Genomic DNA, 23714 nt, shown 5'->3' on the forward strand with positions numbered 1-23714 from the left:
CGGGGTGGGGGGGGGGGGCGGGGCGCCCGGGCCCCCCGCCCCCAGCGGGGGGGTGGGGGGGGGGGGGGCCGGGGGGGGGGGGGGGCCGGGGGGGGCCCCCCCCCGCCCCCCCCCCCCCCCGCCGCACTCAGGAGACCGGCAACCCGTAGGCGTCCGCGATCAGTTCGTACGAGTGCAGGCGCAGCTCACCCGTATGGGCGTGAGAGGTGATCATCAACTCGTCGGCGCCGGTGCGCTTCTGAAGGTCGTCGAGGCCGGCCCGCACCTCGTCCGCGGTGCCGTGGACGACGTTGGCGGACCAGGTCTGGATGAACTCCTCCTCCATCGGGCTGAGCGTGAGCGTCTCGGCCTCCGCCGGGTCGGGGAAGAGACCGGGCCGGCCGGTGCGCAGCCGGACCATGTTCAGGGCACCCGCCCGCACCTGGCGGCGGGCCTCCTTCTCCTCGTCGGTGGCGAGCGCGCTGACGCCGATCAGGGCGTAGGGGGCGTCGAGGACCTCGGAGGGGCGGAAGGACTCGCGGTACAGGTCCAGCGCCGGGATGGTGTTCTGCGCCGAGAAGTGGTGGGCGAAGGCGAAGGGGAGACCGAGCATGCCGGACAGCCGGGCGCTGAAGCCGGAGGAGCCCAGCAGCCAGATCGGCGGCCGGTGCGGGGACTGGACGCCGCCCGGGGTGGTGGCCTGGACCGGGCCCGGGATCGCGTGGATCCGGGCGTAGGGGTGGCCGTCCGGGAAGTCGTCGTCGAGGAAGCGGGTCAGCTCGGCGAGCTGCTGGGGGAAGTCGTCGGCGCCCTCGTTCAGCCGGTCGGTGCGGCGCAGGGCGGCGGCGGTGGCGCCGTCGGTGCCCGGGGCGCGGCCGAGGCCGAGATCGACCCGCCCGGGGGCCATGGCCTCCAGCGTGCCGAACTGCTCCGCGATGACCAGCGGGGCGTGATTGGGCAGCATCACGCCGCCGGAGCCGAGCCGGATGCGCTCGGTGTGGGCGGCGAGGTGGGCGAGGATGACCGCGGGCGAGGAGGAGGCGACGCCCGGCATGGAGTGGTGTTCGGCGACCCAGTAGCGGTGGAAGCCGCGGGACTCCGCGAGGCGGGAGAGGGCGACGCTGGTGCGTAGGGCGTCGGAGGCGGTACTGCCCGCTCCGACCGTGACCAGGTCCAGTACCGAGAGGGGGACGGGAGCGGTGCCCTGCGCCGTGCCTCGGATCTCGTCCACCGGGGTGCCTCCTGTGTTGTACGTGGCGTCTCCTCGGCCAGAACAGGAGGCAGTCCCCGGTTATTCCCGCCGGGCGCGTCCGCCGGCCCGGCCGCCCCGCCCCGTCACACCTGGACGATCGGTTCCTTGGTGAACAGCGACCCCAGGGCCGGCGCGTTCACCCGGCGGTCCACCAGGCGCAGCGCCTCCCACATCGTGACCTGGTTCGCGGTGAGAACCGGCTTGCTCAGCCCCTTCTCCAGCTCCGGGAGATACGCGGCCGTGTGCAGGGCCGTGTCGGGGAGCAGCACCGCCTGGGCGTCGGGGTGATCACCCGTGCGGGCCAGCGCCAGCACCTCGGCCGCGCCCCAGGTGCTCACCTCGTCCGGGGCGGCGCCCACCCCGTGCACCGACACCACCTCCAGGCCCCCGGCCCGCAGGAAACCCGCGAACAGCTCCGCCAGGGTGTCCGGGTAGGCCGCCGCGACCGCCACCCGTCGCGCCCCGATCTCCTGCACCGCGTGGACGAACGCGAAGGAGGTGCAGGAGGCCGGCATCCCGGCGGCGAGCGCCAGGGCGCGCACCTGCTCATGGGCGCTCTCCCAGCCGTGGGCGAAGCTGCCGCCGGCGCACGCCCACACCACGGTCTCGGCGCCCGCGAGCCGCAGCTCCTCGACACCGGCCGCGAGCCGCCGCGGCACGCCGCTCTCCGGCCGCTCGGCCGCCGCGGGGAGGGCGCCCCGGCGCAGGGCCTCCCTCAGCTGGGCCTCCTCGGCGTCGTCGGTGTGCACGAGGTCCGCCCGGATGTCGCTGCCCAGCAACTGCTCCATGCGTGGATAGTCGTCCTCGGCGTAGTGGCCCGGGTAGAGGAATCCGAGTGCGGTCATGCCCAACCTTCCTGTTCTTCCGGCGGTACGGGTCCCGGTCCACCGCCTCCTTCGGCGTGGTCCGAGACGAGCGCACGACCCGGGTACCCAGGTGACGCGGGGCCGTCCCCTCCCTCACCCGGTTGGCCGAGAGGCGCCGGGGCGCGCGCGGTCTCCGGGGGACGGTTGCCGGTGCCCCGGACGGCCGTACCGGACGGTGTGTCCCGACCCTGTTGACGGCGCCGGGATCGGGTGCGACCGTGGTCAATCCGCGCATGTCAGACGCCGGACCGGCCGTCGGGCCGGCCGCCGCCGAAGGGAGAAACGGCTCCCGTATGACCCCTTCCCCGCCCGGCCGCCCCACCGTGCTCGTCCTGGACGCCGAACCCCTCCCCCGACTCGGCCGGCTCACCGGACGGGCGCGGATCGAACACGCGGACGCCGCCACGCTGGCCGACCGGCTGCCGGGCGCGGATGTGCTGCTGGTCTGGGACTTCCCCACGGACGCGGTGCGCGAGGCCTGGCCCGGCGAGGGCCCCCGGCCGCGCTGGGTGCACACGGCGAGCACGGCCGTGGACCATCTGATGTGCCCCGAACTCACCGCGTCCGACACCGTGGTGACCAACGCGCGCGGGATCTTCGAGCAGCCGGTGGCCGAGTACGTGGCCGGGCTCGTCCTCGCGCTGGCCAAGGACCTGCCCCGCACCTGGGATCTGCAACGGGACCGGGAGTGGCGGCCGCGCGCGGTCACCCGGGTCGCGGGCACGCGCGCGTGCGTGATCGGCTCCGGACCGATTGGGCGCGCGACGGCCCGTACGCTCAAGTCGCTCGATGTCACGACGTCGATCGTGGGCCGCGTCCCGCTCACCGGAATCCACGGTCCCGCCGATCTCGACCGGATGCTCGCCCGCGCCGACTGGGTGATCGCGGCGGCGCCGCTCACCGACCGGACGTACCGCATGTTCGACACCCGCCGTTTCGGGGTGATGCAGCCCTCCGCCCGCTTCATCAACGTCGGGCACGGCGCGCTGGTGGACGAGGAGGCGCTCGCCGCCGCGCTGTCGAAGCGCTGGATCGCCGGGGCGGCACTGGATGTCCTCCGGCAGGAACCGCTCCCTGCGGACAGCCCGTTGTGGCGGGTCCCGGGCCTGCTGCTGTCCCCGCGGATGAGCGGCAACACGGTCGGTCTGCACGACGAACTGGGCCGCCAGTTCGTCGAGTTGTACACGCGCTGGGAGGCCCGCAAGCCGCTGCTGAACGTGGTCGACAAGCGACGCGGCTACGTACCCGGCCACTGAGCCGCTCAGCCGCAGGCACGGCACGGCCGGCCCCGCACCGAAAGAAATCGGCCTGAATACCTGGCGTGGTCCGGGGTAGCCGCGCGCCCATGGCCGCACCACGGACGCATCACACAGGGAAACCGGTATCCACCAGACGGTCGCTGCTCGCCGGCCTCGCCGCGTTCGGCGCGCTGGGCGCCGTCGGCTGCAGCCGAGTGGCCGAGGCGTCGAGCAGCAGCGGCGGGGATCTGCTCGGCCGGCTCAGGGCCCAGGGCGTCGTCCGCCTCGGGATCGCCGGCGAGATCCCCTTCGGCTATATCGACAAGGACGGCAAACTCACCGGCGAGGCCCCTGAGCTGGCAAAAGTCGTCTTCCGCCGACTCGGGGTGGACCGGGTCCAGCCCGTACCGACCGAGTTCGGCTCGCTCATACCCGGGCTCAACTCGCAGCAGTTCGACGTCGTCTCCGCCGGGATGTACGTCACTCCGGACCGCTGCCAGCAGGTCGTCTTCGCCGACCCCGACTACCAGATGCTCGACTCCTTCATCGTGCGCAAAGGCAACCCCAAGGGTTTGCACGACTACCGGGACGTCGTCGAGAAGAAGGCGAAACTCGCCACCGGCACGGGATACGCGGAGATTCAGTACGCGGTGGAGGCCGGCTACAAGGAGAGCGACCTCCTCATCGTGCCGGACCAGGTCGCGGGTCTGAACGCGGTGGAGGCGGGCCGCGTCGACGTGTTCGCCGGTACCGCCCTGACCACCCGCGCGGTCGTCGAGAAGTCCCGTACGGCCGAGTCCACGAAGCCCTTCGCGCCGTTGGTGAAGGGCAAACCGCACGTCGACGGCGGCGCGTTCGCCTTCCGGCGCACCGAGACCGCGCTGCGGGACGCCTTCAACGGCGAGCTGAAGAAGATGCGGGCGAGCGGCGAACTCTTCCGTGTTCTGCGGCCGTTCGGCTTCACCCGGGCCGAGATGACGGACCTGACCGCGAAGGAGCTGTGCCGCGGATGACCACGGGCCTGTGGGAACTCGTACTGAAGGGCGTCTGGACCACGATCCAGCTCCTCGTGCTCGGCGCGCTGCTCGCGACGGCCGTCTCCTTCACCGTCGGCATCGCCCGCACCCATCGCCGATGGATCGTGCGCTTCGTCGCCGGCTTCTACACCGAGGTGTTCCGCGGCACCTCCGCCCTGATCATGATCTTCTGGGTGTTCTTCGTGCTGCCGCTCGCCTTCGGCTGGCAGCTGGTGCCGTTGTGGGCGGGCACCCTCGCCCTGGGCCTGACCTACGGGGCCTACGGCGCCGAGATCGTGCGCGGCGCTCTGAACTCCGTCGACCCCGCGCAGCGGGAGGGCGGCATCGCGCTGAGCTTCACCCCCTGGCAGCGCATGCGTAAGATCCTGCTGCCGCAGGCGGTCCCGGAGATGATCCCGCCGTTCAGCAATCTGCTGGTGGAACTGCTCAAGGGCACCGCGCTGGTCTCCGTCATGGGCATGGGTGACCTGGCGTTCAGCGGCAACCTGGTGCGGCTCGCACTCCAGGAGAGCGCGCAGATCTACGCGTACGTCCTGGTCATCTACTTCGTGATCGCCTTCCTGCTCACCCGGCTGATGCGGAGCCTGGAACGCCTGCTCAAGGCCGGGGTGGGCAAGGCGCCACAGCCCGAAGTCTCCATTCCGCAGCCCGTCGGAGGTGGTGTCTCGTGACCTGGGACTGGGGCGCCGTACGCGCCTTCATGCCGCACTTCTGGGACGGCCTGCTGGTCACCCTGGAGGCGCTGGCGCTCGGCTCGCTGATCGCCTTCGCCCTCGGGCTGGTGTGGGCGCTGCTGATGCGCACGCCGAGCCGCTGGGCGACCTGGCCGGTGGGGATCGTGACCGAGTTCATCCGCGACACCCCGCTGCTGGTGCAGCTGTTCTTCCTCTTCTACGTGCTGCCCGAGTGGGGGCTCGCCTTCTCCGCGCTGACCACCGGTGTCGTCGCGATCGGCCTGCACTACTCGACGTACACGATGCAGGTCTACCGGGCCGGCATCGACGCCGTGCCCGCCGGCCAGTGGGAGGCGGCCACCGCGCTGAGCCTGCCGCCGGTGCGCACCTGGACGGCGGTGATCCTGCCGCAGGCGATCCGCCGGGTCGTACCCGCGCTCGGCAACTACGTCATCGCGATGCTCAAGGACACACCGATGCTGATGACGATCACCGTCCTCGACATGCTCGGCGAGGCGCGGCTCTTCTCCCAGCAGCACTTCCAGTTCACCGAGCCGCTCACCGTCATCGGGGTGGCCTTCGTCCTGATCTCCTACCCCGCCTCACTCCTCCTGCGAGCCCTGGAGCGCCGTCTTGTCCGCTGACACCCCCCTCATGAAGGAACCCGACGCCCACGCCGACAAGCCGGCGGCGACCGGCGAGCTGATCCGCTTCGACAAGGTCACCAAGCGTTTCGGCCGTCACACGGTCCTGGACGGACTCGACTTCTCGGTCGAGGCGGGCCGGCACGTCACGCTGATCGGCCCCTCCGGCTCCGGCAAGACCACGATCCTGCGGCTGCTGATGACCCTGGCCCAGCCCGACGAGGGCACGATCACGGTCGGCGGGCAGCGGCTGTTCCCGGCCGGTGAGAAGGAGGTCCGGGAGATCCGCAAGAACATAGGGATGGTCTTCCAGCAGTTCAATCTGTTCCCGAACATGAAGGTGCTGCGCAACGTCACCGAGGCGCCGGTCGCCGTCCTCGGGCTGTCGAAGGACGAGGCGGAGCAGCGGGCGCGGGAGCTGCTGGACCTGGTGGGGCTCGGCGACCACCTCGACAAGTACCCGAGCCAGCTCTCCGGCGGCCAGCAGCAGCGCGTCGCGATCGCCCGGGCGCTGGCGATGCGCCCGCAGGTGCTGCTGCTCGACGAGGTGACGTCGGCGCTCGACCCGGAGCTGGTCGCCGGGGTCCTCGACGTCCTGCGGGACATCGCGCACACCACGGACATCACCATGCTCTGCGTGACCCACGAGATGAACTTCGCGCGGGACATCTCGGACCGCATCCTGATGTTCGATTCCGGCCATGTTGTCGAGGCGGGTGCCCCGGAGAAGATCTTCAGCGCACCCGAGCACACTCGCACGCGGGAGTTCCTCAGCGCAGTGCTCTGACTACAGACGGTGAACGCGTCGATCGGACCGGGCCGGTCGACCAGGACATGACCTTGGCATATGCCAAAGTGGCGCGTTCCTGCTGAGCGGGCCGAAGTCGGCAGAGAGTTCGTCAACACCCGCCCCCTGGAGTGCCCTTGAGCCGTATCGTGGAGTCAGCCAAGCTGTCCCGAGAATGGCCCAAAAAGCGCAGGGGGAGACCGTGGCGCTGACCCATGAGCCGACCGCTCCGTACCACTCGGCCCAGGACGCGCTGCGCGTCCTGGAGACGGTGGCGCGGCACTCGACCGGCGTCACCGACGCCGTACTGGCCCGCCTGACCGGACTGGGCACCCAGCGACTGACCCCCCTGCTGCGGATGCTGCGCCGGGAGGGGTACGTCGAGCAGACCACCGACGGCGCGTACGTCACCGGCGCCGCCCTCAGCCGGCTGGGCTCGGCCCAGAGCCATGAGGAGGCGCTGCGGGAGAAGCTCCAGCAGACGCTGGACGAGCTGCGCGACTCGGTGGGCGCCGCGGTCTACATCAGCCGGTACATCGACGGCGAGGTCCGGGTCACCCAGTGCGCCGCGGGCCCGGCGACGCCCGCGGTGCACGAGTGGGTGGACTTCCGTTCCTCGGCGCACGCGAGCGCGGTCGGCAAGAGCCTGCTCGGGCAGCTCGACGTCAACGGCCGGCGGGACCACCTCGCCCGGCACAAGATGGCCCGGCTCACCTCGCGGACGATCACCAACGAGAGGCAGCTGCTGTCCCGCCTCGACGCCCATCCGCCGACGGTTCCGGTCCTCGACCTCCAGGAGTACGCGGTGGGCACGGTGTGCGCGGCCGTCCCGATCACCGCGGGCTCCTCGGTCGGCTGTCTGGCACTGTCCCTGCCGGTGGAGCACGCGCACCGGCTGCGGCAGGCGGCGGACCGGCTGAACAAGAGGGCGGCCCCACTGCTGCTCTCCCTGGCGATCTGAAGGTGGTCACGACCACCCCCAGGGACCAGGTAGTATTTCTTTTGTCGCCGGACGCGAGAGCGAAAAGCGACAGAGTCTGCGCCGCTAGCTCAGTTGGTTAGAGCAGCTGACTCTTAATCAGCGGGTCCGGGGTTCGAGTCCCTGGCGGCGCACGATAGCGATGGCGAGTCGTGTTCGCGTAAAGCGCGAACCGGCTCGCCATCGTTGTGTTCTGCGCGGCTTCGCCGCGCGTTGTGGGGGCTACGCCACCCACACCCCCGCACCACGCTGCGGGAACCGCGCCCGTTTTCAAGGCGCCCGTGTTCGCGTAAAGCGCGAACGGACTCGCCATCGTTGTTTTCTGCGCGGCTTCGCCGCGCGTTGTGGGGGCTACGCCACCCACACCCCCGCACCACGCTGCGGGAACCGCCCAGCCTCATGGCGCCCGTATCCCCGTATCCCTCACGCCTTCTCGGAACAGGGTTCGTGGATGGCGCCGTCTGCCCGCATGGCCGACCTGCCGGCGTCTTTGCCGAGGGGCCTACGGCATGCCCGCGAACGGGACGTCCGCCGCGACCGCGTGGTACGTGGCCATGAAGCCGACGCAGAACGCGACGATCACCGAGAGGAAGACGAGGGTCCCCACCGTGCCGGCCAGGGTCCTGCCCCGGGCGGGGGCGTGGGCCGTCGGGCGTTCGGGATGGGCCTGAGTGTAGTGGACGGGGACGATGTCGCCCTCGAGCGTCGTTCCCGAGCCGTTCCTCTCCTCGAAGCGGACGGTGCGGCCGTCGCGGGTCGTGAACTCGTAGACGTGATGCAGCGTGGTGGTGACGGCGGTGTCACCGTGGCCGCCGCTGGTCGTCGTGTACGTCCGCAGACAGCGCGCCTCGGCGGTGAGGCCGCTGTTCCAGTTGCTCCTCAGCCGGAGCGCGCCGCGGAGCACGCGCGCCGCCATGGTGAGCGCCCCGGCCATGATCAGGCCCGGCACCGCGTAGAAGATGAAGTCCATGGTTCCCCCGAGTCCGGTACGGCTCCACGCACGCCGTCATGGTCATGGCGACGTGCGTGGAACGTACCCGCCCGGATCGCCGGGGCTCCTCAAGCCAGGCTCAGAAATCTCCCCCGGCACGGACTCGGGACGGGGCGACGCTCAGAACGTGACATCCGCGCACGAGTAGAACGCGTTGCCCGTGTCCGCGATCGTCCACACGCCGAGGATCACGTGGTGTCCGCTCAGCCCGGTCGGCAGGGTGCCGGTGTGGGTGAGCGTGGACGGCGGGCGCTGACCGTTGTACGGGACCGTCAGGAACGGGGTGGTGTTGAGATCCGCCCTGGTCAGGGCGTGGTTCTGGTTCCAGCCCGGTTTGGTGACGTAGTACCTGAAGTCGGTCGTCGCGTGCGAGGCCGTGAACTGCCAGCGGAAGGTGTAGCTCTGTCCGCCGGTCACCCTGGTCGTCGGCCACGCCGCGCCGGAGGGCGTCCTCGGCTGGTCGAGCGCACCGAAGTTGGTGTGGTTCGCCGAGCAGATCTGCCCGTCGCCGGGCCCCGCCGCCGGGAAGCCCTTCGGGCCCTCGACGCTCTGCGGTTCCCACTGGATGTCGCCGCAGCCGGAGACGATGCCGCCGTTCGCGGCGCACATCTTCTGCCGGCTGAGGGGCTGGTCGGTGTAGCCGTGAGCGCTGGCGCCACCGGTGGAGAGCACGAACGAACCCGCGGTGGCGAGGCCGACCACGGCCGCGTACCACTTCGCCCTTCTGGTCGTACGGATGCGCATGCTGCCGCTCCTAAGGATGTGGGGAGTTCCTCGAGCCGTGCGCGCGCTTTCAGGTCTAGACCAAGTCCCAGATTATGGCGGTGAGTTGTACATGTCCATCCCTGTCCCGGTGCCGGTCCTCATCCCCCGTCGGCCGGGCGTCCCGTGTAGAACGCGACCGTCAAGTCCTTCACCAGTGCCTTGCGTTCGTAGTCGTCGAGTTCCACCAGACCCCGCATGGTCAGCCGGGTCACCGTGTCCTCCACCGAGTCCACGACCGTGCTGAGCACCGTGTCCCGGTGCTCGGCGTCGAGCGCGGCGATACGGCGACGCTGCAGCCGCTCGGCGACCTCGGGCGCGTACTCGATCCGGGTCGGCTGCGCCGCGAACACCTCCAGCCCGGCCGGCTCCGCCTCCGCCGCCACCAGCCGGGTCAGCGCGTCACCAATCGCCTCGACATTGCGCAGACTCACCACGTCCTTGGTCGCGGACGCCTCCACCGGCACCTGCGGCACCACCCGCGCGAGTGCCGACTCCACGCACTCCCGCAGATAGGTCTGGTGGTCGTCGATGCCGAGCACGGCGCGGGCGGTGTCCTTCACCCGCCAGGTCACCAGGACGACCACCCGCAGGGCGACCCCGTTGGCGTCGACCGTGGGGATCGGCTCGCTGCGCCAGTGCCGCAGCCGGACATCGGCACGGTGACGCACCACCAGCGGGTTCACCCACATCAGGCCGGTGCGGCGGGCCGTGCCCCGGTAGCGGCCGAACACGCGGAGCACCCAGGCGTATCCCGTGCGCCCGCGCATGAGCCCGCTGAAGCCCAGCAGACCGAGCGCCCCCGCGCCGACGTACGCCGCCAACTGCGCGGGCCCGAGTCCCGCGTCCGCGCTTGCCGGCAGCTCCAGCACCCGCATCGCGGCCGGCGAGAGAACACCCGCCCACCACGACACGACCCCGCAGCCCGTCAGGCCGCCCAGCCCGGCCAGCACGCCCACCGACCCGGGCAGCACCCAGGCCGGCCGCTCGGCCAGCTCGGGATCGCCGACCGGCGCCCGCCGCGCCGGCTCGACGGGCGGGCGCACACACGGCTGCTCACCGGTGCCCAGCCGGCGTCCCACCACGGTGGGCGCGACCGGCGGGGACGCCGGTTCGGGGGGGTCCCGGAACAGCAGGTGGACCGGGATCTCGGTGGTCGACTCGCCATGGATGAGCCGGGCCGACGAGGTGCCGGGGTCGAGCGGCACCCCCTCGGGCTCCGGGACCGGCGATGACGTCGTGTTCATACGTGCCTCCACCCTCCGCGCCAGGAGGTCTCGTACCGGGATGCGTCGCACAGCGGGCCGGGGAACAGGAACGGGCCGGGGACAGGGACAGGGACAGGGCGGGGGTCAGGAGAACAGCCGTCGCCAGGTCTCCGGACCCGGGTAGCCGTCGGCGGCGGCGCCGCGCCAGCCCTGGGCGCGCTGGAACGCCTCGACATTGCGGCGGTCGGCCTCGGTCCAGCGCGGCCCCGGCCCGCCGGTGTAGTGCCTGCCGAACCCCTTCTCCACCAGCTTGCGGCCCAGCAGGGCGACATCGGGGCCGACGGCGCCCGGCCGGAAGGCGCCCCGGCCCGGATAGGCGGGCAGCCCCGCCGCCTTCGCGGAGCCCGCCGGGCGGCCCCCCGGCGGGGTCGCCGGGACCGGCCCCGGTGCGACCCCCACGGGGACCAGCGCCCGAGTCCTGCTCCCGCCCTCCGCACCCGGAGGCGGGACCACCCCCGGGTGCGGAAGGTGGGACCGGCCGCGTACGGCGAGCAGATCGCCGAGTTCGGCGACATAGGAGCCGTCGGAGTCCTGACCGACGGAGGCGACACCGGGGATGCCGACCGTCGGCAGCGGCGCGCCGCCCACCCCGGCCGGAGTGTTCTCGCCCTCCTTGGCGGCCTTGCTGTCCGCGAGGCCTTTGTAGCGGTACGGCACATAGCTGCTGGAGTTGGACCAGTAGGCGTACGGGGTGGTCCTGCGGCGGGCGCGCGGCGGGGTCTCCTCGTAGGCCGTGTAGTTCCGGTGGGTGTAGTCGGTCCAGCCGCCGAAGATGACGACGTGTGAGCCCTTCTCCGGGTTGTCGGCGTTGTGGAAGAGGAGGATGTCGCCGGGCTGGAGCTCGTCCTTGCTGATGCGGACGCCGAACTGGTCCAGGCTGCCCGTCCACTCGTTGCTGCCGAGGTTCCAGGCCATGGAGACGAAGCCGGAGCAGTCCTGGCGGTACCCGTCCGACCAGTAGTCGTCCATGCTGTACGGGACCCTGGCCGCGACCCATTTCTTGGCCCGGTTGATGATCGCGGCCCGGGTCGTCGTGGGCGTCACCACGCCGCTCGGCATCACACCGGTGCCGTGCAGCGGTGTGATGCGGCCCTGCGGGGTGGCCGGCGGCTCATCACCTGCGGGAACGATGGGCCAGGGGTTGTCGTGGACGATCGCGGGGGCGGACATGGCCTGGCCCGGGACGGCGAGCACCGCGCCCGCGGCGGCGGCGAGCGCGAGGACCCCGCGGGCCGCCGGGCGCAGGGCCTGGCCGCAGGGGCGGGTGCGGTGGCCGGCACGGCGTCCGCGTGCGCATCCGGGGCAGTCGCAGTCGCTTGTGGGATCGAATTCCTCGAATGCCGGAGTCTTCATGCGATTCCCCTCACACTCCCTGTCCGCACCCTGGTGAATTTGTCCTATTTATGTAAATGCGTCAGCTTTCCAACTGTCCACTCGAACCGCCGGTTGACGCCCCGAAAGATGCACGGGTGGCCGTCACTTGGGGGTACGGACGACCGGGCGGGGCACCCCGAGCGGGCGCTCGGTCGGGAGCACCCGTCGAGATCGGGTAGAGTTCTCCAGGTCAGCGGGCGCCGCTAGCTCAGTTGGTTAGAGCAGCTGACTCTTAATCAGCGGGTCCGGGGTTCGAGTCCCTGGCGGCGCACGATCGAGAGGGCCCCTCGCCACGGCGAGGGGCCCTCTCGCATGCGCGCACACCGGGGAAACATACGGATTGGCCGGTTACCCTCTGGCCATGGCGCGCGACCCGCAGGAGCGGATCAAGGTCACCACCGGGGCGAGGACAGTCTGCTGGAGCTGCTGGAACTGCGTGAGGCGCTGGAGACGGGACTGGTCTCCCGGCTGGCCGGGCGGCTGCCGGAGCTGGATCTGACCGAACTGGACGCACTCGTCGACCGCATGGAACAGCAGGTCGCGCAGGGGGCCGGCCTCGCCGAGACCGACCGCGCCTTTCACGCCACCCTCTACCGGGGGCTGGGCAATGTCCTGCTGAGCGAGGTCCTGGAGGCCTTCTGGGACGCCTTCCACCGCGTCCGCACCGCCCTGGTGGACGTACCGCAGGACCCTCGGGTCACCTGCCGACAGCACCGGGACATCCTCGGCGCGGTGCGGTCCGGGGACTCCATACGCGCGGAGGCGGCCATAAAGGAGCACTTCCTCAACATCCGCACACGCGTGGCCTCAACCGCACCGGAAGACTACGAGAAGCTTCCCGATGACCTTGTTTGAGCGATGAACACCACTTCCCAAGGAGCTGTCGATGTAAGGCAGTTGGGTGCCAGGGGGTGTCTGGCAATCGTGTCGGATCGGGGGCGCCCTCCTTCATCGGGGGGCGCACGTGGGCCTGGCCAAGGCCGCCAAGGCGTTCGACGTCCCCGTCGTCCTCCCCGTCCCGTCCGCCCTCGGCCAGGGCTACGAGGTCCACGTCGTCGCCGACGCCTCCGGCGGCACCTACGGCCTCGGCGTCGTTACGCCCAGTCCGTCATCGGCGCCCACGCCGCCGGCTGACCCACCGACCTGGTCGCCGCGGCCCGAGACCGGGTCGTCCGGGCCGGCGACCAGCCCGATCCCGCAGCTCCGGGGAAACATCCGCGCCGCCCACGCGTTGAGAAAGCCATGGAGAACGAAGCGACGGGCCCGCAGGACGCGGCACCGCCGTCCCCGGCCGACGGTGACGACGACCGGAACGACGACCTCGGCATCGACCACGAACTGCTCCACGGGTGGAAGCTGGTCGAGGAGGGCTTCCTCGCCACCCATGAGTCCCTCGCGAGCGAGCTGGGCGAGCGCTTCGACCTCGGCAAGGGCTCCGCCGACGTACTGATGCGCCTGCTCATCGCCCCCGAGCGGCGCATGCCGATGACCCGTCTGGCGCACGAGGCCGGCATGTCCAGCGGCGGGTTCACCAAGCTCGCCGACCGGCTGTGCGGCGCCGACCTGGCCCGGCGTGTGTCGTGTGAGGAAGACCGGCGCGTGATCTACCTCGAACTGACCACCGACGGGCAGGACACCGCCCGGGCGATCTCGCTCACGGCGACGCGGCTCCTCCGGGCCCGCGTGCTGACGGCCCTCGGGGACGACGGGTTCCGCGCCCTCACCGAGGCGATGCAGGCACTGCGCGACGCCAACCGGGGATCGGCCGAGTGACGGCGGCGACCGGAGGCTTCGCCCACAGTCAGGCGTCCACCACGGGGCCCCTCATCGCGTCGCGCCCGTCAGATACGCCGACACCACCACGTTCGCCGTATAGGCGCCGCTCGCCCGGTCGAAGGTGCCGCCGCAGGTGATCAGCCGCAGCTCCGCCCGGCCCGGCTGCCGGGTCCCGTAGGCCTCCTGGGCGTCGAACCGGTCGCGGCCGAGCACCCCGACGCCCTCGACGGTGAACTCGGCGGTCCGGCCGTCACCGCGCACCACCCGTATCTTCGCGCCCGGCCGCAGGCTGCTCAGCTTGTAGAAGACGGCCGGCCCGGTGTCGGTGTCGACATGCCCCACGATCAGCGCGGTCCCGGCGGCCCCGGGTGTCACACCGTTGCCGTACCACCCGACCACGCCCGGCCGCGCGAAGGACGGCGGCTCGATGGCGCCCTGCGCGTCCAGGCCGCTCGTCACGACCGGGGCTTGTACCCCCAGGGAAGGGATGTCGACGCGCGACGGCGCGGACCTGCCCAACGGTTTGACCTCGGGCGGGAGCTGGGTGTCCGGAGGGCGGCCGGCGGCGGCCATGTCGCCGGTCGTCGGCGCGGCCAGGCCCAGGGGCGCCTCACTCATCCCACGCCCCCACATCCACAGTCCCAGCAGCAGGACCACCCAGGCGACGCCGATCAGCAGACGGCCGGTACCGGAGGAATGCTCAGGTCTGGACACGGTTCACTCCCGGCCACGGCCCCGGCGGATGCTCCGCGCGATCACCACGACGGCGGCGACGCCCGCGAGGACGAGGCCGATGACCGCCTGGAGGACGCCCGGTCCGCCACTGCGGGCGTCGGAGGACGACAGGGGTGCGGTGGCGCCGCCACCCGCGTGCACGGGGGCGACGGGCGACGAAGGTGCGGCAGGCACGGCGGACGCACCGGAGGAGGAGGACGCGGAGCCGCCCGGGGAGGCGGAGGAGGCGGCCGGGGACGTCGGGGCCTGCGGCGTGGCGGACGGTGCGGAAACCTTCGGTCCGCCGACGGTGAGCACGCCCTGGACCTCCCGGCCGTCGCAGCCGACCCTGACGGAGTACACACCCGGCCGCGCCGTGGCGCTGACCCTGGTGCCGCCGGTCAGCAGGCCGTTCCTGCCCACGAGCCGCGCGTCGCCGGCGAACGCGTCCGACGCCGCGCTGCCGGTCGCACTCGCACAGCCCCGGACGGACAGCCGGACGCCGCTGCCGGGCCAGGCGGACGCGGGGGCCAGGAAGACACCCTGCGCGTCCGCCGCGGATGCCGTGGGCATGAGGGCGGCCGCGACGACCGCTCCCGCACCCAGAGTGATCCGTAGTGAACCCATCGTGAACCTCCCGATACCAGGAGACTCACATCCCGGGCACCCCGACGCATCCGGACGGGACCCGCGGTTACTCCGTACGGGGGGTGGGTCCGGGGCCGTACGGGCCCGGACCCACTCGCCGCGGAGGCCGGCGTCAGACGAGGTCGACGAGGTCCGCGATGGAGTTCACGACGTGCGAGGGACGGAACGGGTACCGGTCGATGTGCTCCGGCGTGGTCAGTCCGGTGAGCACCAGGAACGTCTGCATACCGGCCTCCATGCCGGCCAGGACGTCGGTGTCCATCCGGTCGCCGATCATCGCGCTGGTCTCCGAGTGCGCCCCGATCGTGTTGAGTCCGGTCCGCATCATCAGCGGGTTCGGCTTGCCCGCGAAGTACGGCTTCTTGCCGGTCGCCTTGGTGATCAGCGCGGCGACCGCGCCCGTGGCGGGCAGCGGCCCCTCCGGGGACGGGCCGGTCTCGTCGGGATTGGTGCAGATGAACCGGGCCCCGGCCTTGATCAGCCGGACCGCCTTGGTCATGGCCTCGAAGGAGTAGGTGCGGGTCTCGCCGAGGACGACGTAGTCGGGCTCCTGGTCGGTCAGGATGTAGCCGATGTCGTGCAGGGCCGTGGTCAGCCCGGCCTCGCCGATGACGTACGCGGAGCCGCCGGGCCGCTGGTCGTCCAGGAACTGGGCGGTGGCGAGCGCCGACGTCCAGATGTTCTCCACCGGCACGTCGAGGCCCATCCGGGTCAGCCGGGCGTGCAGATCGCGCGCGGTGTAGATGGAGTTGTTGGTGAGGACGAGGAAAGGCCTGCCGGACTCACGCAGCTTCTTCAGGAAGGCATCGGCACCCGGGATCGGAACGCCCTCGTGGATGAGCACACCGTCCATGTCGGTGAGCCATGACTCGATGGGCCTGCGCTCTGCCATGTGCGATCTCCTGCCATACGTGGTGCTGCGTGAGTCCCCAGCCTAGCGATCAGCTGTTCGTGGCGGATTTCCAGTCTTCGACGTACGTCTGAAGGTTCTTGTCGATGTCGTTCCAGTCCGGCTCGAAGACCTGGACGCCGTCCATGAGCGCGGTCAGCGCGGTGGCGTTGGCGTCCGAGGCCCCGATGTCCTTCCGGGCCGCGAATCCGCCGCCGATCTCGCTGACCTCCTTCTGCGCGGTGCGGCTGAGCAGGTAGTCCAGCAGCTTCTTGCCGTTCTCGGAGTGCGGGGCCTTGGTGACCAGGCCGGCGGCGTACGGCAGCGCGAAGGTGGTCGGCTTGCCGCCCTGCCGGGCCGGGAACCAGATGCCCAGGTTCGGCATGGTCCTGGACTGGGCGAAGTTCATCTGGACGTCACCGTTGGCGACGAGCAGTTCGCCCTTGTCCACCTTGGGGGCGAGCTTGCCGGTGGAGGCGGACGGGCCGACGTTGTTGGCCTGGAGCTTCTTCAGGTACGCGAGCGCCGCGTCCTTGCCGCCGAAGTCGTTCATCGCCTTGACCAGCACGGCGGTTCCGTCGCCGGCGACACCGGGGGTGGAGTACTGGAGCTTGTTCTTGTACTGCGGGTCCAGCAGGTCCTCCCAGGTGGTGGGCGCCTTCTTCAGCTCCTTCTTGTTGTAGACGAACCCGAAGTAGTTGTTGACGACGGAGGTCCAGGTGCCGTCGGTGGCCTTGTCGGCGGTGGCGACCTCGTCGGAGCCCTGGGGCGCGTACTTCGCGAGCAGGCCCTTGCTGTCCGCCTGCTGGATGAACGGGGGGAGGGTGACCAGCACGTCGGCCTGCGGGTTGCTCCGCTCGCGCAGGGCACGCTGGACCATCTCGCCGGAACCGCCCTCGACGTACTGGACCTTGATGCCGGTCTGCTTCTCGAAGTCCTTGAAGACGCGGTCGTACCAGCCGTCGCCGTTCTCGCCCTTGAGGCCGTCGGCGCTGTAGACGGTGACGGTCTTGGCGCCGGAGTCGGCGGAGCCGGAGCCGCCGCCGCAGGCGGTGAGCGAGCCGGCGAGGACGAGGCTGCCGAGGACGGCGGCGAGGGGCTTGACGGGGATGCCGGACGGGACGGGGATTCTGGGCAGGGCGAAGGAAGCAGGCATGACGGGGTGAACTCCTTGCGGGGAAAGGTGGTGGAGGAGAGGCGGGTCGGGTGGTCAGCGGTGCGCGGCCCGGGTGCGGATCCGGGCGACGGCGAACAGGACGAGCAGGGTGGCCGTCATGAGGACGACCGCGAGGGCGGAGCCGGTGAACAGCGAGCCCCGGTCGGTGGCCGCGTAGATCCCCACGGGCAGCGGGGTCCAGTCGGGCGGGTAGAGCATCATCGTGGCGCTCAGCTCCCCCATGGACAGGGCGAAGCAGAGGCCCGCTGCGGCCGTCAGGGACGGCAGCAGCAGCGGCAGCCGGACCCGCCACAGCACATATCCGGGCCGGGCGCCGAGCGAGGCCGCGGCCTGCTCGTACGCGGGGTCGAGCCGGAGCAGCGCCGCGGAGACCGACTGGTAGGCGAAGGCCGTGACGAGGACGGTGTGGGCGAGGATCACGATCCACCGGGTGCCGTTGAGCAGCACGGGCGGCTGCGAGAAGGCGACGAGGACCGCGAGCCCGACCACCACGGAGGGCACGGCGACCGGCAGCACGAACAACGCGTCGAGCACGCGCCGCACCGGCCTCGGCAGGGCGTGGGCGCCGAGCGCGCCCCAGGTGCCGACGGCCAGGGCGAGCAGGCTCGCCGTGACCGCGGTGACCAGGCTGGTGGTGAGCGCCTGGAGGGAGTCCCCGCGGGTGGCGGCGGTGTAGTGCGCGGTCGTGAAGCCGGACGGGAACACCCCGGACCAGTGGCCGGCGAACGACGCGGCGAGGATCACGAGCAGCGGCAGGGCGAACAGGGGCAGGAAGAGGACGAGGAAGAGGACCCACAGGACCCACCTCCCCGTGCGGCTAGGCACCAGCACGGCGGCTCACCACCCGGTAGAGGGCGTACAGGCCCACGGACACGAGGACGTTGACGACGGCGACGACACAGGCGCCCGGGTAGTCGGACTCCAGGATCGCCTTGCTGTAGACGAGGGTCGGCAGGGTGGTGACGCCCTTGGCGCCGGTGAAGAGCACGATGCCGAACTCGTTGAGGGCGAGGACCAGGACGAGTCCGCCGCCGGCCGCGAGCGCGGGCAGCGCCTCGGGCAGGATCACCTGCCGCACGATCCGCCCGGGCCGGGCGCCGAGGGACGCGGCGACCTCCGTCTGCGCGGGGTCGAGCCCCGAGAACGCGGCGAGCAGGGGACGCATCACGAAGGGGGTGAAGTAGGTGACCTCGGCGAGGAGGACGCCCCAGGGCGTGGTGAGGAAGTCGAATGGCCCCGAGGCCGCTCCGGTCACATCGGTCCACATCCCGTTGGCCACCCCGACGCTGCCGTAGAGGAAGAGCAGGGCCAGCGTGATGAGGAAGGAGGGGAAGGACAGGAAGACGTCGACGAACCGGGCCACGGCCTTCGCGCCCGGGAAGGGCACGAAGGCGATGACGAGCGCGAGGAAGAACCCGAGGACCAGACAGCACGCGGTGGCGGCGAGCGCCAGCCACACCGTGGTCCACAGGGCCTCGCGGAACGAGCCGGAGGCGAAGACGTCGGTGTACGGCTTGAGGGAGGTGCCGCCCGAGTCCGGCTGGACGGACTGCCGGACGACGAGGGCGAGGGGGTAGAGGAAGGCGGCGGCGAGCAGAGCCACCGGCGGCAGGGCCCAGGCCAGACGTCTAGTCACCGGACACCCCTGCGGCCAGCAGCACCGCGTCCCCGGGTGCGAAGTGCACCTCCACCTTCTCCCCCGGCGCCGGGGGGCGCCGCAGCTCCCGCACGTCGGCCATGATCCGGTGGCCCGCCACGTCCACGTACAGCCTGTGGGTGGCGCCCCGCCACTGGATCTCGCCGAGGACTCCGGTGAGCCGGTTCGGGCCGGGCCCGAGTCCGACGAGGTGCGGGCGCACGCACAGGGTCGCCGCCGCCCCCGGTGCGGCGTCCTGCGTGTCCACCTCCAGTTCGGCCTCGCCGAAGGCGACGCCCCGCGCCCCCACGGTCACCGGCAGCAGGTTCGCGCTGCCCACGAAGGACGCCGTGAACTCGGTGCGCGGCGAGCGGTACAGCTCCTGCGGTGTGCCGACGTCCTGGAGCCGTGCCCGGTCCATGACCGCGATCCGGTCCGCCAGCGTCAGCGCCTCGACCTGGTCGTGCGTGACGTACAGCATCGTCATGTCGGGCAACTCGCGGTGCAGCTTCGCGAGTTCGGCCAGCATGCCGGAGCGCAGCCGGGCGTCGAGCGCGGACAGCGGCTCGTCGAGGAGGAGTACGCCGGGGCGTACGGCGAGGGCCCGCGCGATCGCGACGCGCTGCTGCTGCCCGCCGGACAGCTCGCGCGGATACCGCCGCGCGTACTCCCCCATGCCGGTCAGCTCCAGGGCCTCGGCGACCCGGGCGGGGATCTCCCGCCGGGGCACCTTGCGCGCCTTGAGGCCGAACGCCACGTTGTCCTCGACCCGCATGTGCGGGAAGAGTGCGTAGCTCTGGACGACCATGCCGATACCGCGCCGGTACGGGGGCTGCGCGGTGACGTCCTGGCCGCCGAGGAACACCCGCCCCGAGGACGGCCGGACGAATCCGGCGACGGCCCGCAGCGCGGTCGTCTTCCCGGAGCCGGAGGGGCCGAGCAGCGCCATGACCTCGCCGGGTTCGACGGTGAGGTCGAGCCCGTCGAGCACGGTGGTCCCGTCGTAGGCGACCGAGATCCCCTCGAAGCGGATGCCGGTCATCGCTGGCGGTCTCCCTCGAGCAGGGCGGGGAGTTCGGTCACCGAGCCGAGGACGTGCGTGGCCCCGGCTTGACGCAGCGCCGGGCCGTCGTGGGCGCCGGTGAGCACTCCGGCCACCAGACCGGACCCGGCGCGCACCCCGCTGAGCATGTCGTACGAGGTGTCACCGACCGCCGCCATCCGGCGTACGTCGTCGGCGGCGCCGGTGCGCAGGAAGGCCGTCAGCGCCATGTCCGGGTAGGGACGGCCCCGCCCCTGCGCGTCGGCCGGGCACAGGGTGAGCGAGACCAGGTCCTGCCAGCCGAGGGCGTCGAGGATCGCGTCCTGGGTGACCCGGGCGAAACCGGTGGTGAGGACCACGGTCCGGCCGCCGGCCTGGAGTTCCTCGATGGCCGCACGGGCCCCGGGGATCTCGCTGACGTGTCCGTCGTCGACCAGTTCGCCGTACGCCTTCTCGAAGGCGGCGTTGCCGCGCTGGGCGAGGTCCTCCGCGCCGAACAGGTGCCGGAAGACGGAGATCTTGGACTCGCCCATCGTGGCGCGGACATAGGCGAGCTTCTCGGCGTGGCCGGCGGAGCCGGGCTCCACGCCCAGCTCGGCGGCGGCCGCGGCGAAGGCGCGCTCGACGAGTCCGCCGTCGGCGACGGTGGTCCCGGCCATGTCGAGAACGACCAGACGTATGTCGGTCCTGAGGTCTGTCCTGCGGTCTGTCGTGAAGTCGGTCATGAGGTGGTTCACCAGCCCAGTTCGTTCGCGGTGGTCTCGGCTATCGCGGGGGAGCAGGTCATGCCGCGCCCGCCGGGCCCGGTGACCAGCCACACCCCCTCGCGCACCTGCTGCCGGTGCACGACCCGCCCGGTGTCGGTGCACTGCGCGTACACCCCGGCCCAGCGGCGGCGGATCCTCGGCAGCGGCCGGCCGAGGAAGCCCTCGACGACCTCCGTCAGATGGTCGTAGGGGTCCTCGACCGTGTCGAAGGCGAACGGGTGCTCGTACTCGTGGGTGTCGCCGATGGTCAGCCCGCCGTCCGCGCGCTGCACCATCAGCAACTGCATCCGGTGGGCGGCGGCGGTGGGCGCCTGGGGCTGGCCGTCGCCGAGACGGTCGAGGGCCTCACCCCCGTAGGCGGGGTAGTAGCGGAAGCTGTCGGCGTCGGCGACCGAAGCGGGGAGCGCCTCGCCGAGCGGGTCGGTCTGCATCATCTGCAGCCGTACCCGGCGCACGGGCAGGTCGGGGGCCAGCTCCTTCACCAGCCCGCCGAGCCAGGCGCCGGTGCAGAGCACCACGGCGTCCGCGTGGTGCACGTCGCCGTGGTCGTCACGGACCGTGCCGGGTCCGGTGACCTCGCGGACCTCGCGGCCCGGCAGGAAGGTGTAGTTCGGGGACTTCGAGAGCGCCTCGCGCAGGGCGACCTGGGCGGTACGGGGCTCGACGGCGGCGTCGCGCTCGCAGTACAGGGCCCCCTCGAAGTTGCCGCGCAGGGCCGGGTTCACGGTGCGCGCCTCGGCGCCGGTGAGCAGCTTGTAGCCGCGTGCCGCCGCGTCCGGACGGGCCAGGGCGGCCTCGGCGACCGCCCGTTCGAGGTCGGTGCGCAGGAGGGTCAGCGAGCCGTTCGCGCGGAAGCCGAGCGCGGGCACATGGCCCCCGATCTCCTCCCACAGCTCCCTGGCCCGCAGGGCCGTGTCCAGTTCCTCGCCGCCCGCGCGGCCGCTCACCCAGATGAGCCCGAAGTTGCGCAACGAGGCTCCTCGGGCCTCGGCCTCGCGCTCGATCTGTACGACCTCATGGCCGCGCTGCACTGCTTGCCAGGCGTGCATGGTGCCCACCACGCCGGCTCCTACGACTGTCACTCTCACAACGGCCACGCTCCTCGGGATCGGCAAACCGGAAGGGTCCGGTCGGCAACCGAATGGTGAACCGCCTATCAAGTTTGGGCTAGACCCGTTATCTTTCCGTTATAAAAAGGGGGGCCGAAGCCCGCCCAGATCACTCGCCTCAGCCGCCCAGATGGGCCGAGAAGGAGAACCGGTCCCCCCGGTACAGCGTCCGCACCCGCTCCAGCGGCCGCCCCTCCGTGTCCCGCGAGACACGGTGGATCAGCAGCATGGGCAGGGCCGGCGGCGTACCGATCAGCAGGGCCTCGCGCGGGGCGGCGAGCACCGTCTCGATGCGCTCGTCGGCGTTGCCGAAGGTGATGCCCTGCTCGCCGAGGAAGCCGTAGAAGGAGGAGTCGGGGTCGAAGTCGGTGTCGAGCCGAGGGACCCGCGCCACCGGCACATAGGTGCTCTCCAGACCCATCCGCTCGTCGTCGGCGAGGAGTACCCGCTCCATGTGCCAGACCGGTTCACCGCGGGTGAAACCGGTCTCGGCGGCGAGGGCGTCGTTGCAGGGGAAGCGGTCGAGGCTGGTGAGGCTTCGGCCCGGGGTGCGGCCCTGCCGGCGGACTCCCTCGGTGTAGCTGGCCAGGGACAGCGGCTGCTCCAGTTTGGGCCCGGCCACCACCGTGCCCCGCCCCTGCCGCCGCAGCCTGCCCTCCAGGAGCAGATCACGCAGTGCCTGCCGTACGGTCTCGCGCGCCACGTCGTAGCGCTCGGAGAGGTCGCGTTCGGTGGGCAGCAGCCCGCCCTCGCCCAACTCCGCCACGAGCGCGGCGATCTGCGCCTTCACCGCGTAGTACTTGGGGATGCGGCCGTGCTCGGGAATGCCGGAGCGGACGGGGGCGCCGGGGTCCTGGTCGTTCGGGTAGTCCACGGGGTGATGGTCGCAGACCGTTCCCACGGCCCCGGGGGCGGGCGGCGGCGAGCGGGGTCAGCGGCGTCTGCGGGCCACCACCAGAGACCCGCCCGCGAGGAGCAGGCCGACCGCGGCCATCGCCAGTCCGCCCACGAACTTGACGAGGTCCCGCTGCGGTGCCGGCGCGGCGGCGGTGGGGGTCATCGCGTCGGCGGAGGGAGCCAGTCCGGGGGCGGAGGACCTGACCTCCGGCCCCCGCGGGCCGAGCGGGGGCGACTGGCCCTTGTCCGACTCCTCGGCCGCGTTGTCCGGCTGATGGGACGCCTTGCCGCTCGGGTGGGCCGCCTCGCCGGTGGCACCTGTCGCCTTGTCCGTGGGGGCGGACTCCGTGTCGGAGGGCCGGGTCTCCTTCCCCGTCGGGGCGCTCGACTCCACCGCCGGGTCGGTCGCCTTCCCGGTCGCGTCGGTCGCCTTCCCGGTCGGGTCAGCCGTCTCGCCCGTGAGTTCGGCGGCGGCCCTGTTCCCCGCCTCGATCTGGAACCAGTAGTCGTCCGACTCGCCGGCCCAGCCTGCGTGGCCGCCCTTCTTCCGCACGACCGCGGCCTTGGCCACGACATCGCCCGGCCGGGCCTTGTCGTCGAGCGCGAACCGCACCTTCACGGGGAGCGTCCGGCGGGGCGCCACCGTGAAACCGCCGAATCCGTCGTAGAAGGCACCGACCAAGGCCTGCCGGCCGGTACGGGTGAAGGTCACCGAGTGCCAGCGGTCGCCCCCGTAGAACATCAGATGGGGCTGGGCGTCCTTCAGCCTGTTCTGGGTGTCGGCCACGACGAGCACCGGATGGATGTTCTTGCAGGACTCCTCGGTCGTGTTCGTCAGGTCGATGAACCAGGTCTGATCGGCACCCCCGGGCTTGTAACTGCCGGGGCCGCCGTGGATGCGGGTGGTGATCGGAAAGGCGTGGCCGGCCGTGCCGGAGCAGCTGAACTGCTCCTCGGCGACGAGCGCGGCGGCGGGCGCCTGCCGCAGGAGGAGGACGGCGGCCAGCGCGCAGGGCAGGAACAGAGACAGTCGAGAAGACGGAGACAGTCGCATGAACATATGAGCTTCCACAGGGGGCGCCCTGAGGGGCGCGCCACGCCTGGAGAGCGGCACTCGGCGAGGGCAAGTCCCCCCGATCAGCGCAGTGGGGCCCACCTTTTCGGCGGGGGTCGGGAGACGCCCTTCCCCGCCGCGGCCGGACCCCTTG

24 protein-coding genes, 2 tRNA genes and 1 pseudogene are annotated in these 23714 nt (G+C 71.7%); 10 read left to right on the top strand and 17 right to left on the bottom strand.

From position 1 onward, the window contains the following. Positions 1 to 127 precede the first annotated feature (127 nt). Entirely contained in the window at positions 128 to 1210 is a 1083-nt protein-coding gene (locus tag ACFYX0_RS11360) for an LLM class flavin-dependent oxidoreductase (RefSeq protein WP_388969240.1), read from the bottom strand. Between the two features lie 104 nt (positions 1211 to 1314). Continuing rightward, a complete protein-coding gene (locus ACFYX0_RS11365) occupies positions 1315 to 2076 on the bottom strand; it encodes a decarboxylase (protein WP_388969243.1) in 762 nt (253 codons plus the stop codon). Positions 2077 to 2390: 314 nt separating this feature from the next. Here ACFYX0_RS11365 and ACFYX0_RS11370 point away from each other — a divergent pair, with 314 nt between their 5' ends. From ACFYX0_RS11370 to ACFYX0_RS11400, 7 genes are all read left to right on the top strand, one after another. Then, complete coding sequence (locus ACFYX0_RS11370) at positions 2391 to 3353, top strand: D-2-hydroxyacid dehydrogenase (protein WP_388969246.1); 963 nt, start codon at positions 2391 to 2393, stop codon at positions 3351 to 3353. 89 nt (positions 3354 to 3442) lie between these two features. Beyond that, a complete protein-coding gene (ehuB, locus tag ACFYX0_RS11375) occupies positions 3443 to 4348 on the top strand; it encodes an ectoine/hydroxyectoine ABC transporter substrate-binding protein EhuB (RefSeq protein ID WP_388969249.1) in 906 nt (301 codons plus the stop codon). Then, positions 4345 to 5043, top strand: a complete 699-nt coding sequence (gene ehuC / locus ACFYX0_RS11380) for an ectoine/hydroxyectoine ABC transporter permease subunit EhuC (protein WP_388969252.1) — start codon at positions 4345 to 4347, stop codon at positions 5041 to 5043. Before ehuB ends, ehuC begins: the two co-directional genes overlap by 4 nt. Then, on the top strand, positions 5040 to 5690 hold the full coding sequence (gene ehuD, locus ACFYX0_RS11385) for an ectoine/hydroxyectoine ABC transporter permease subunit EhuD (protein ID WP_311692499.1): 651 nt from the start codon (positions 5040 to 5042) through the stop codon (positions 5688 to 5690). The genes ehuC and ehuD overlap by 4 nt, the downstream gene beginning before the upstream one ends. Positions 5691 to 5700: 10 nt before the next feature. Further along, the gene (gene ehuA, locus ACFYX0_RS11390; RefSeq protein WP_388969525.1) at positions 5701 to 6477 is read left to right on the top strand and encodes an ectoine/hydroxyectoine ABC transporter ATP-binding protein EhuA; all 777 of its coding nucleotides are present in this window, start codon (positions 5701 to 5703) and stop codon (positions 6475 to 6477) included. A 202-nt stretch (positions 6478 to 6679) separates the two neighbouring features. Beyond that, complete coding sequence (locus tag ACFYX0_RS11395; RefSeq protein ID WP_355904202.1) at positions 6680 to 7438, top strand: IclR family transcriptional regulator C-terminal domain-containing protein; 759 nt, start codon at positions 6680 to 6682, stop codon at positions 7436 to 7438. Between the two features lie 78 nt (positions 7439 to 7516). After that, positions 7517 to 7590 (top strand) — tRNA-Lys (locus tag ACFYX0_RS11400). Positions 7591 to 7958: 368 nt separating this feature from the next. On the opposite strand, the gene ACFYX0_RS11405 is transcribed toward ACFYX0_RS11400, so the two are convergent. The 4 genes from ACFYX0_RS11405 to ACFYX0_RS11420 all read right to left on the bottom strand — a co-directional run bounded on the left by ACFYX0_RS11405 (position 7959) and on the right by ACFYX0_RS11420 (position 11830). Continuing rightward, positions 7959 to 8426, bottom strand: a complete 468-nt coding sequence (locus ACFYX0_RS11405; protein ID WP_388969255.1) for a DUF3592 domain-containing protein — start codon at positions 8424 to 8426, stop codon at positions 7959 to 7961. Positions 8427 to 8567: 141 nt separating this feature from the next. Continuing rightward, the gene (locus ACFYX0_RS11410; protein ID WP_355904208.1) at positions 8568 to 9191 is read right to left on the bottom strand and encodes a lytic polysaccharide monooxygenase; all 624 of its coding nucleotides are present in this window, start codon (positions 9189 to 9191) and stop codon (positions 8568 to 8570) included. Positions 9192 to 9310: 119 nt separating this feature from the next. Then, positions 9311 to 10456 carry an SPFH domain-containing protein gene (locus tag ACFYX0_RS11415; protein ID WP_388969258.1) on the bottom strand — a complete coding sequence of 382 codons (1146 nt, stop codon included), beginning with the start codon at positions 10454 to 10456 and terminating at the stop codon, positions 9311 to 9313. A gap of 105 nt (positions 10457 to 10561) precedes the next feature. Then, entirely contained in the window at positions 10562 to 11830 is a 1269-nt protein-coding gene (locus tag ACFYX0_RS11420) for a peptidoglycan-binding protein (protein WP_355904214.1), read from the bottom strand. Positions 11831 to 12048: 218 nt separating this feature from the next. Between ACFYX0_RS11420 and ACFYX0_RS11425 the strand changes: the two genes are divergently transcribed. The 3 genes and pseudogenes from ACFYX0_RS11425 to ACFYX0_RS11435 all read left to right on the top strand — a co-directional run bounded on the left by ACFYX0_RS11425 (position 12049) and on the right by ACFYX0_RS11435 (position 13624). Next, positions 12049 to 12122: transfer RNA gene (locus ACFYX0_RS11425), tRNA-Lys, on the top strand. A 119-nt stretch (positions 12123 to 12241) separates the two neighbouring features. Further along, positions 12242 to 12706: pseudogene (locus tag ACFYX0_RS11430) on the top strand (GntR family transcriptional regulator); the annotation flags it as partial. A 387-nt stretch (positions 12707 to 13093) separates the two neighbouring features. After that, positions 13094 to 13624: a MarR family winged helix-turn-helix transcriptional regulator gene (locus tag ACFYX0_RS11435; protein ID WP_388969261.1), complete on the top strand. Its 531-nt coding sequence runs from the start codon at positions 13094 to 13096 to the stop codon at positions 13622 to 13624. Positions 13625 to 13675: 51 nt separating this feature from the next. On the opposite strand, the gene ACFYX0_RS11440 is transcribed toward ACFYX0_RS11435, so the two are convergent. From ACFYX0_RS11440 to ACFYX0_RS11490, 11 genes are all read right to left on the bottom strand, one after another. Next, positions 13676 to 14341 (bottom strand): class F sortase, encoded by a 666-nt coding sequence (locus ACFYX0_RS11440; RefSeq protein ID WP_388969264.1) that lies wholly within the window; start codon positions 14339 to 14341, stop codon positions 13676 to 13678. 3 nt (positions 14342 to 14344) lie between these two features. Next, the gene (locus tag ACFYX0_RS11445) at positions 14345 to 14968 is read right to left on the bottom strand and encodes a hypothetical protein (RefSeq protein WP_388969267.1); all 624 of its coding nucleotides are present in this window, start codon (positions 14966 to 14968) and stop codon (positions 14345 to 14347) included. 133 nt (positions 14969 to 15101) lie between these two features. Next, entirely contained in the window at positions 15102 to 15881 is a 780-nt protein-coding gene (locus ACFYX0_RS11450; protein WP_311692481.1) for an HAD-IIA family hydrolase, read from the bottom strand. 49 nt (positions 15882 to 15930) lie between these two features. Then, a complete protein-coding gene (locus ACFYX0_RS11455; protein WP_388969270.1) occupies positions 15931 to 17034 on the bottom strand; it encodes a 2-aminoethylphosphonate ABC transporter substrate-binding protein in 1104 nt (367 codons plus the stop codon). 54 nt (positions 17035 to 17088) lie between these two features. Further along, positions 17089 to 17886 (bottom strand): ABC transporter permease, encoded by a 798-nt coding sequence (locus tag ACFYX0_RS11460; protein WP_388969273.1) that lies wholly within the window; start codon positions 17884 to 17886, stop codon positions 17089 to 17091. Then, on the bottom strand, positions 17873 to 18691 hold the full coding sequence (locus tag ACFYX0_RS11465; protein WP_355904235.1) for a 2-aminoethylphosphonate ABC transporter permease subunit: 819 nt from the start codon (positions 18689 to 18691) through the stop codon (positions 17873 to 17875). The genes ACFYX0_RS11460 and ACFYX0_RS11465 overlap by 14 nt, the downstream gene beginning before the upstream one ends. Continuing rightward, positions 18684 to 19733, bottom strand: coding sequence for an ABC transporter ATP-binding protein (locus ACFYX0_RS11470; protein ID WP_355904238.1), 1050 nt, complete (start codon positions 19731 to 19733; stop codon positions 18684 to 18686). Before ACFYX0_RS11470 ends, ACFYX0_RS11465 begins: the two co-directional genes overlap by 8 nt. Continuing rightward, the gene (locus ACFYX0_RS11475) at positions 19730 to 20458 is read right to left on the bottom strand and encodes a phosphonatase-like hydrolase (RefSeq protein ID WP_388969276.1); all 729 of its coding nucleotides are present in this window, start codon (positions 20456 to 20458) and stop codon (positions 19730 to 19732) included. Before ACFYX0_RS11475 ends, ACFYX0_RS11470 begins: the two co-directional genes overlap by 4 nt. A gap of 8 nt (positions 20459 to 20466) precedes the next feature. Next, positions 20467 to 21588, bottom strand: coding sequence for a TIGR03364 family FAD-dependent oxidoreductase (locus ACFYX0_RS11480; protein WP_388969279.1), 1122 nt, complete (start codon positions 21586 to 21588; stop codon positions 20467 to 20469). Between the two features lie 139 nt (positions 21589 to 21727). Then, complete coding sequence (locus ACFYX0_RS11485; RefSeq protein WP_388969282.1) at positions 21728 to 22483, bottom strand: GntR family transcriptional regulator; 756 nt, start codon at positions 22481 to 22483, stop codon at positions 21728 to 21730. A 57-nt stretch (positions 22484 to 22540) separates the two neighbouring features. Then, positions 22541 to 23560 (bottom strand): hypothetical protein, encoded by a 1020-nt coding sequence (locus tag ACFYX0_RS11490; protein ID WP_388969284.1) that lies wholly within the window; start codon positions 23558 to 23560, stop codon positions 22541 to 22543. Positions 23561 to 23714: the final 154 nt, after the last annotated feature.

The sequence above is a fragment of the Streptomyces sp. NPDC002573 genome (genome assembly GCF_042889625.1).
In the GTDB taxonomy this organism is placed as follows: Bacteria; Actinomycetota; Actinomycetes; order Streptomycetales; family Streptomycetaceae; genus Streptomyces; species Streptomyces gibsoniae.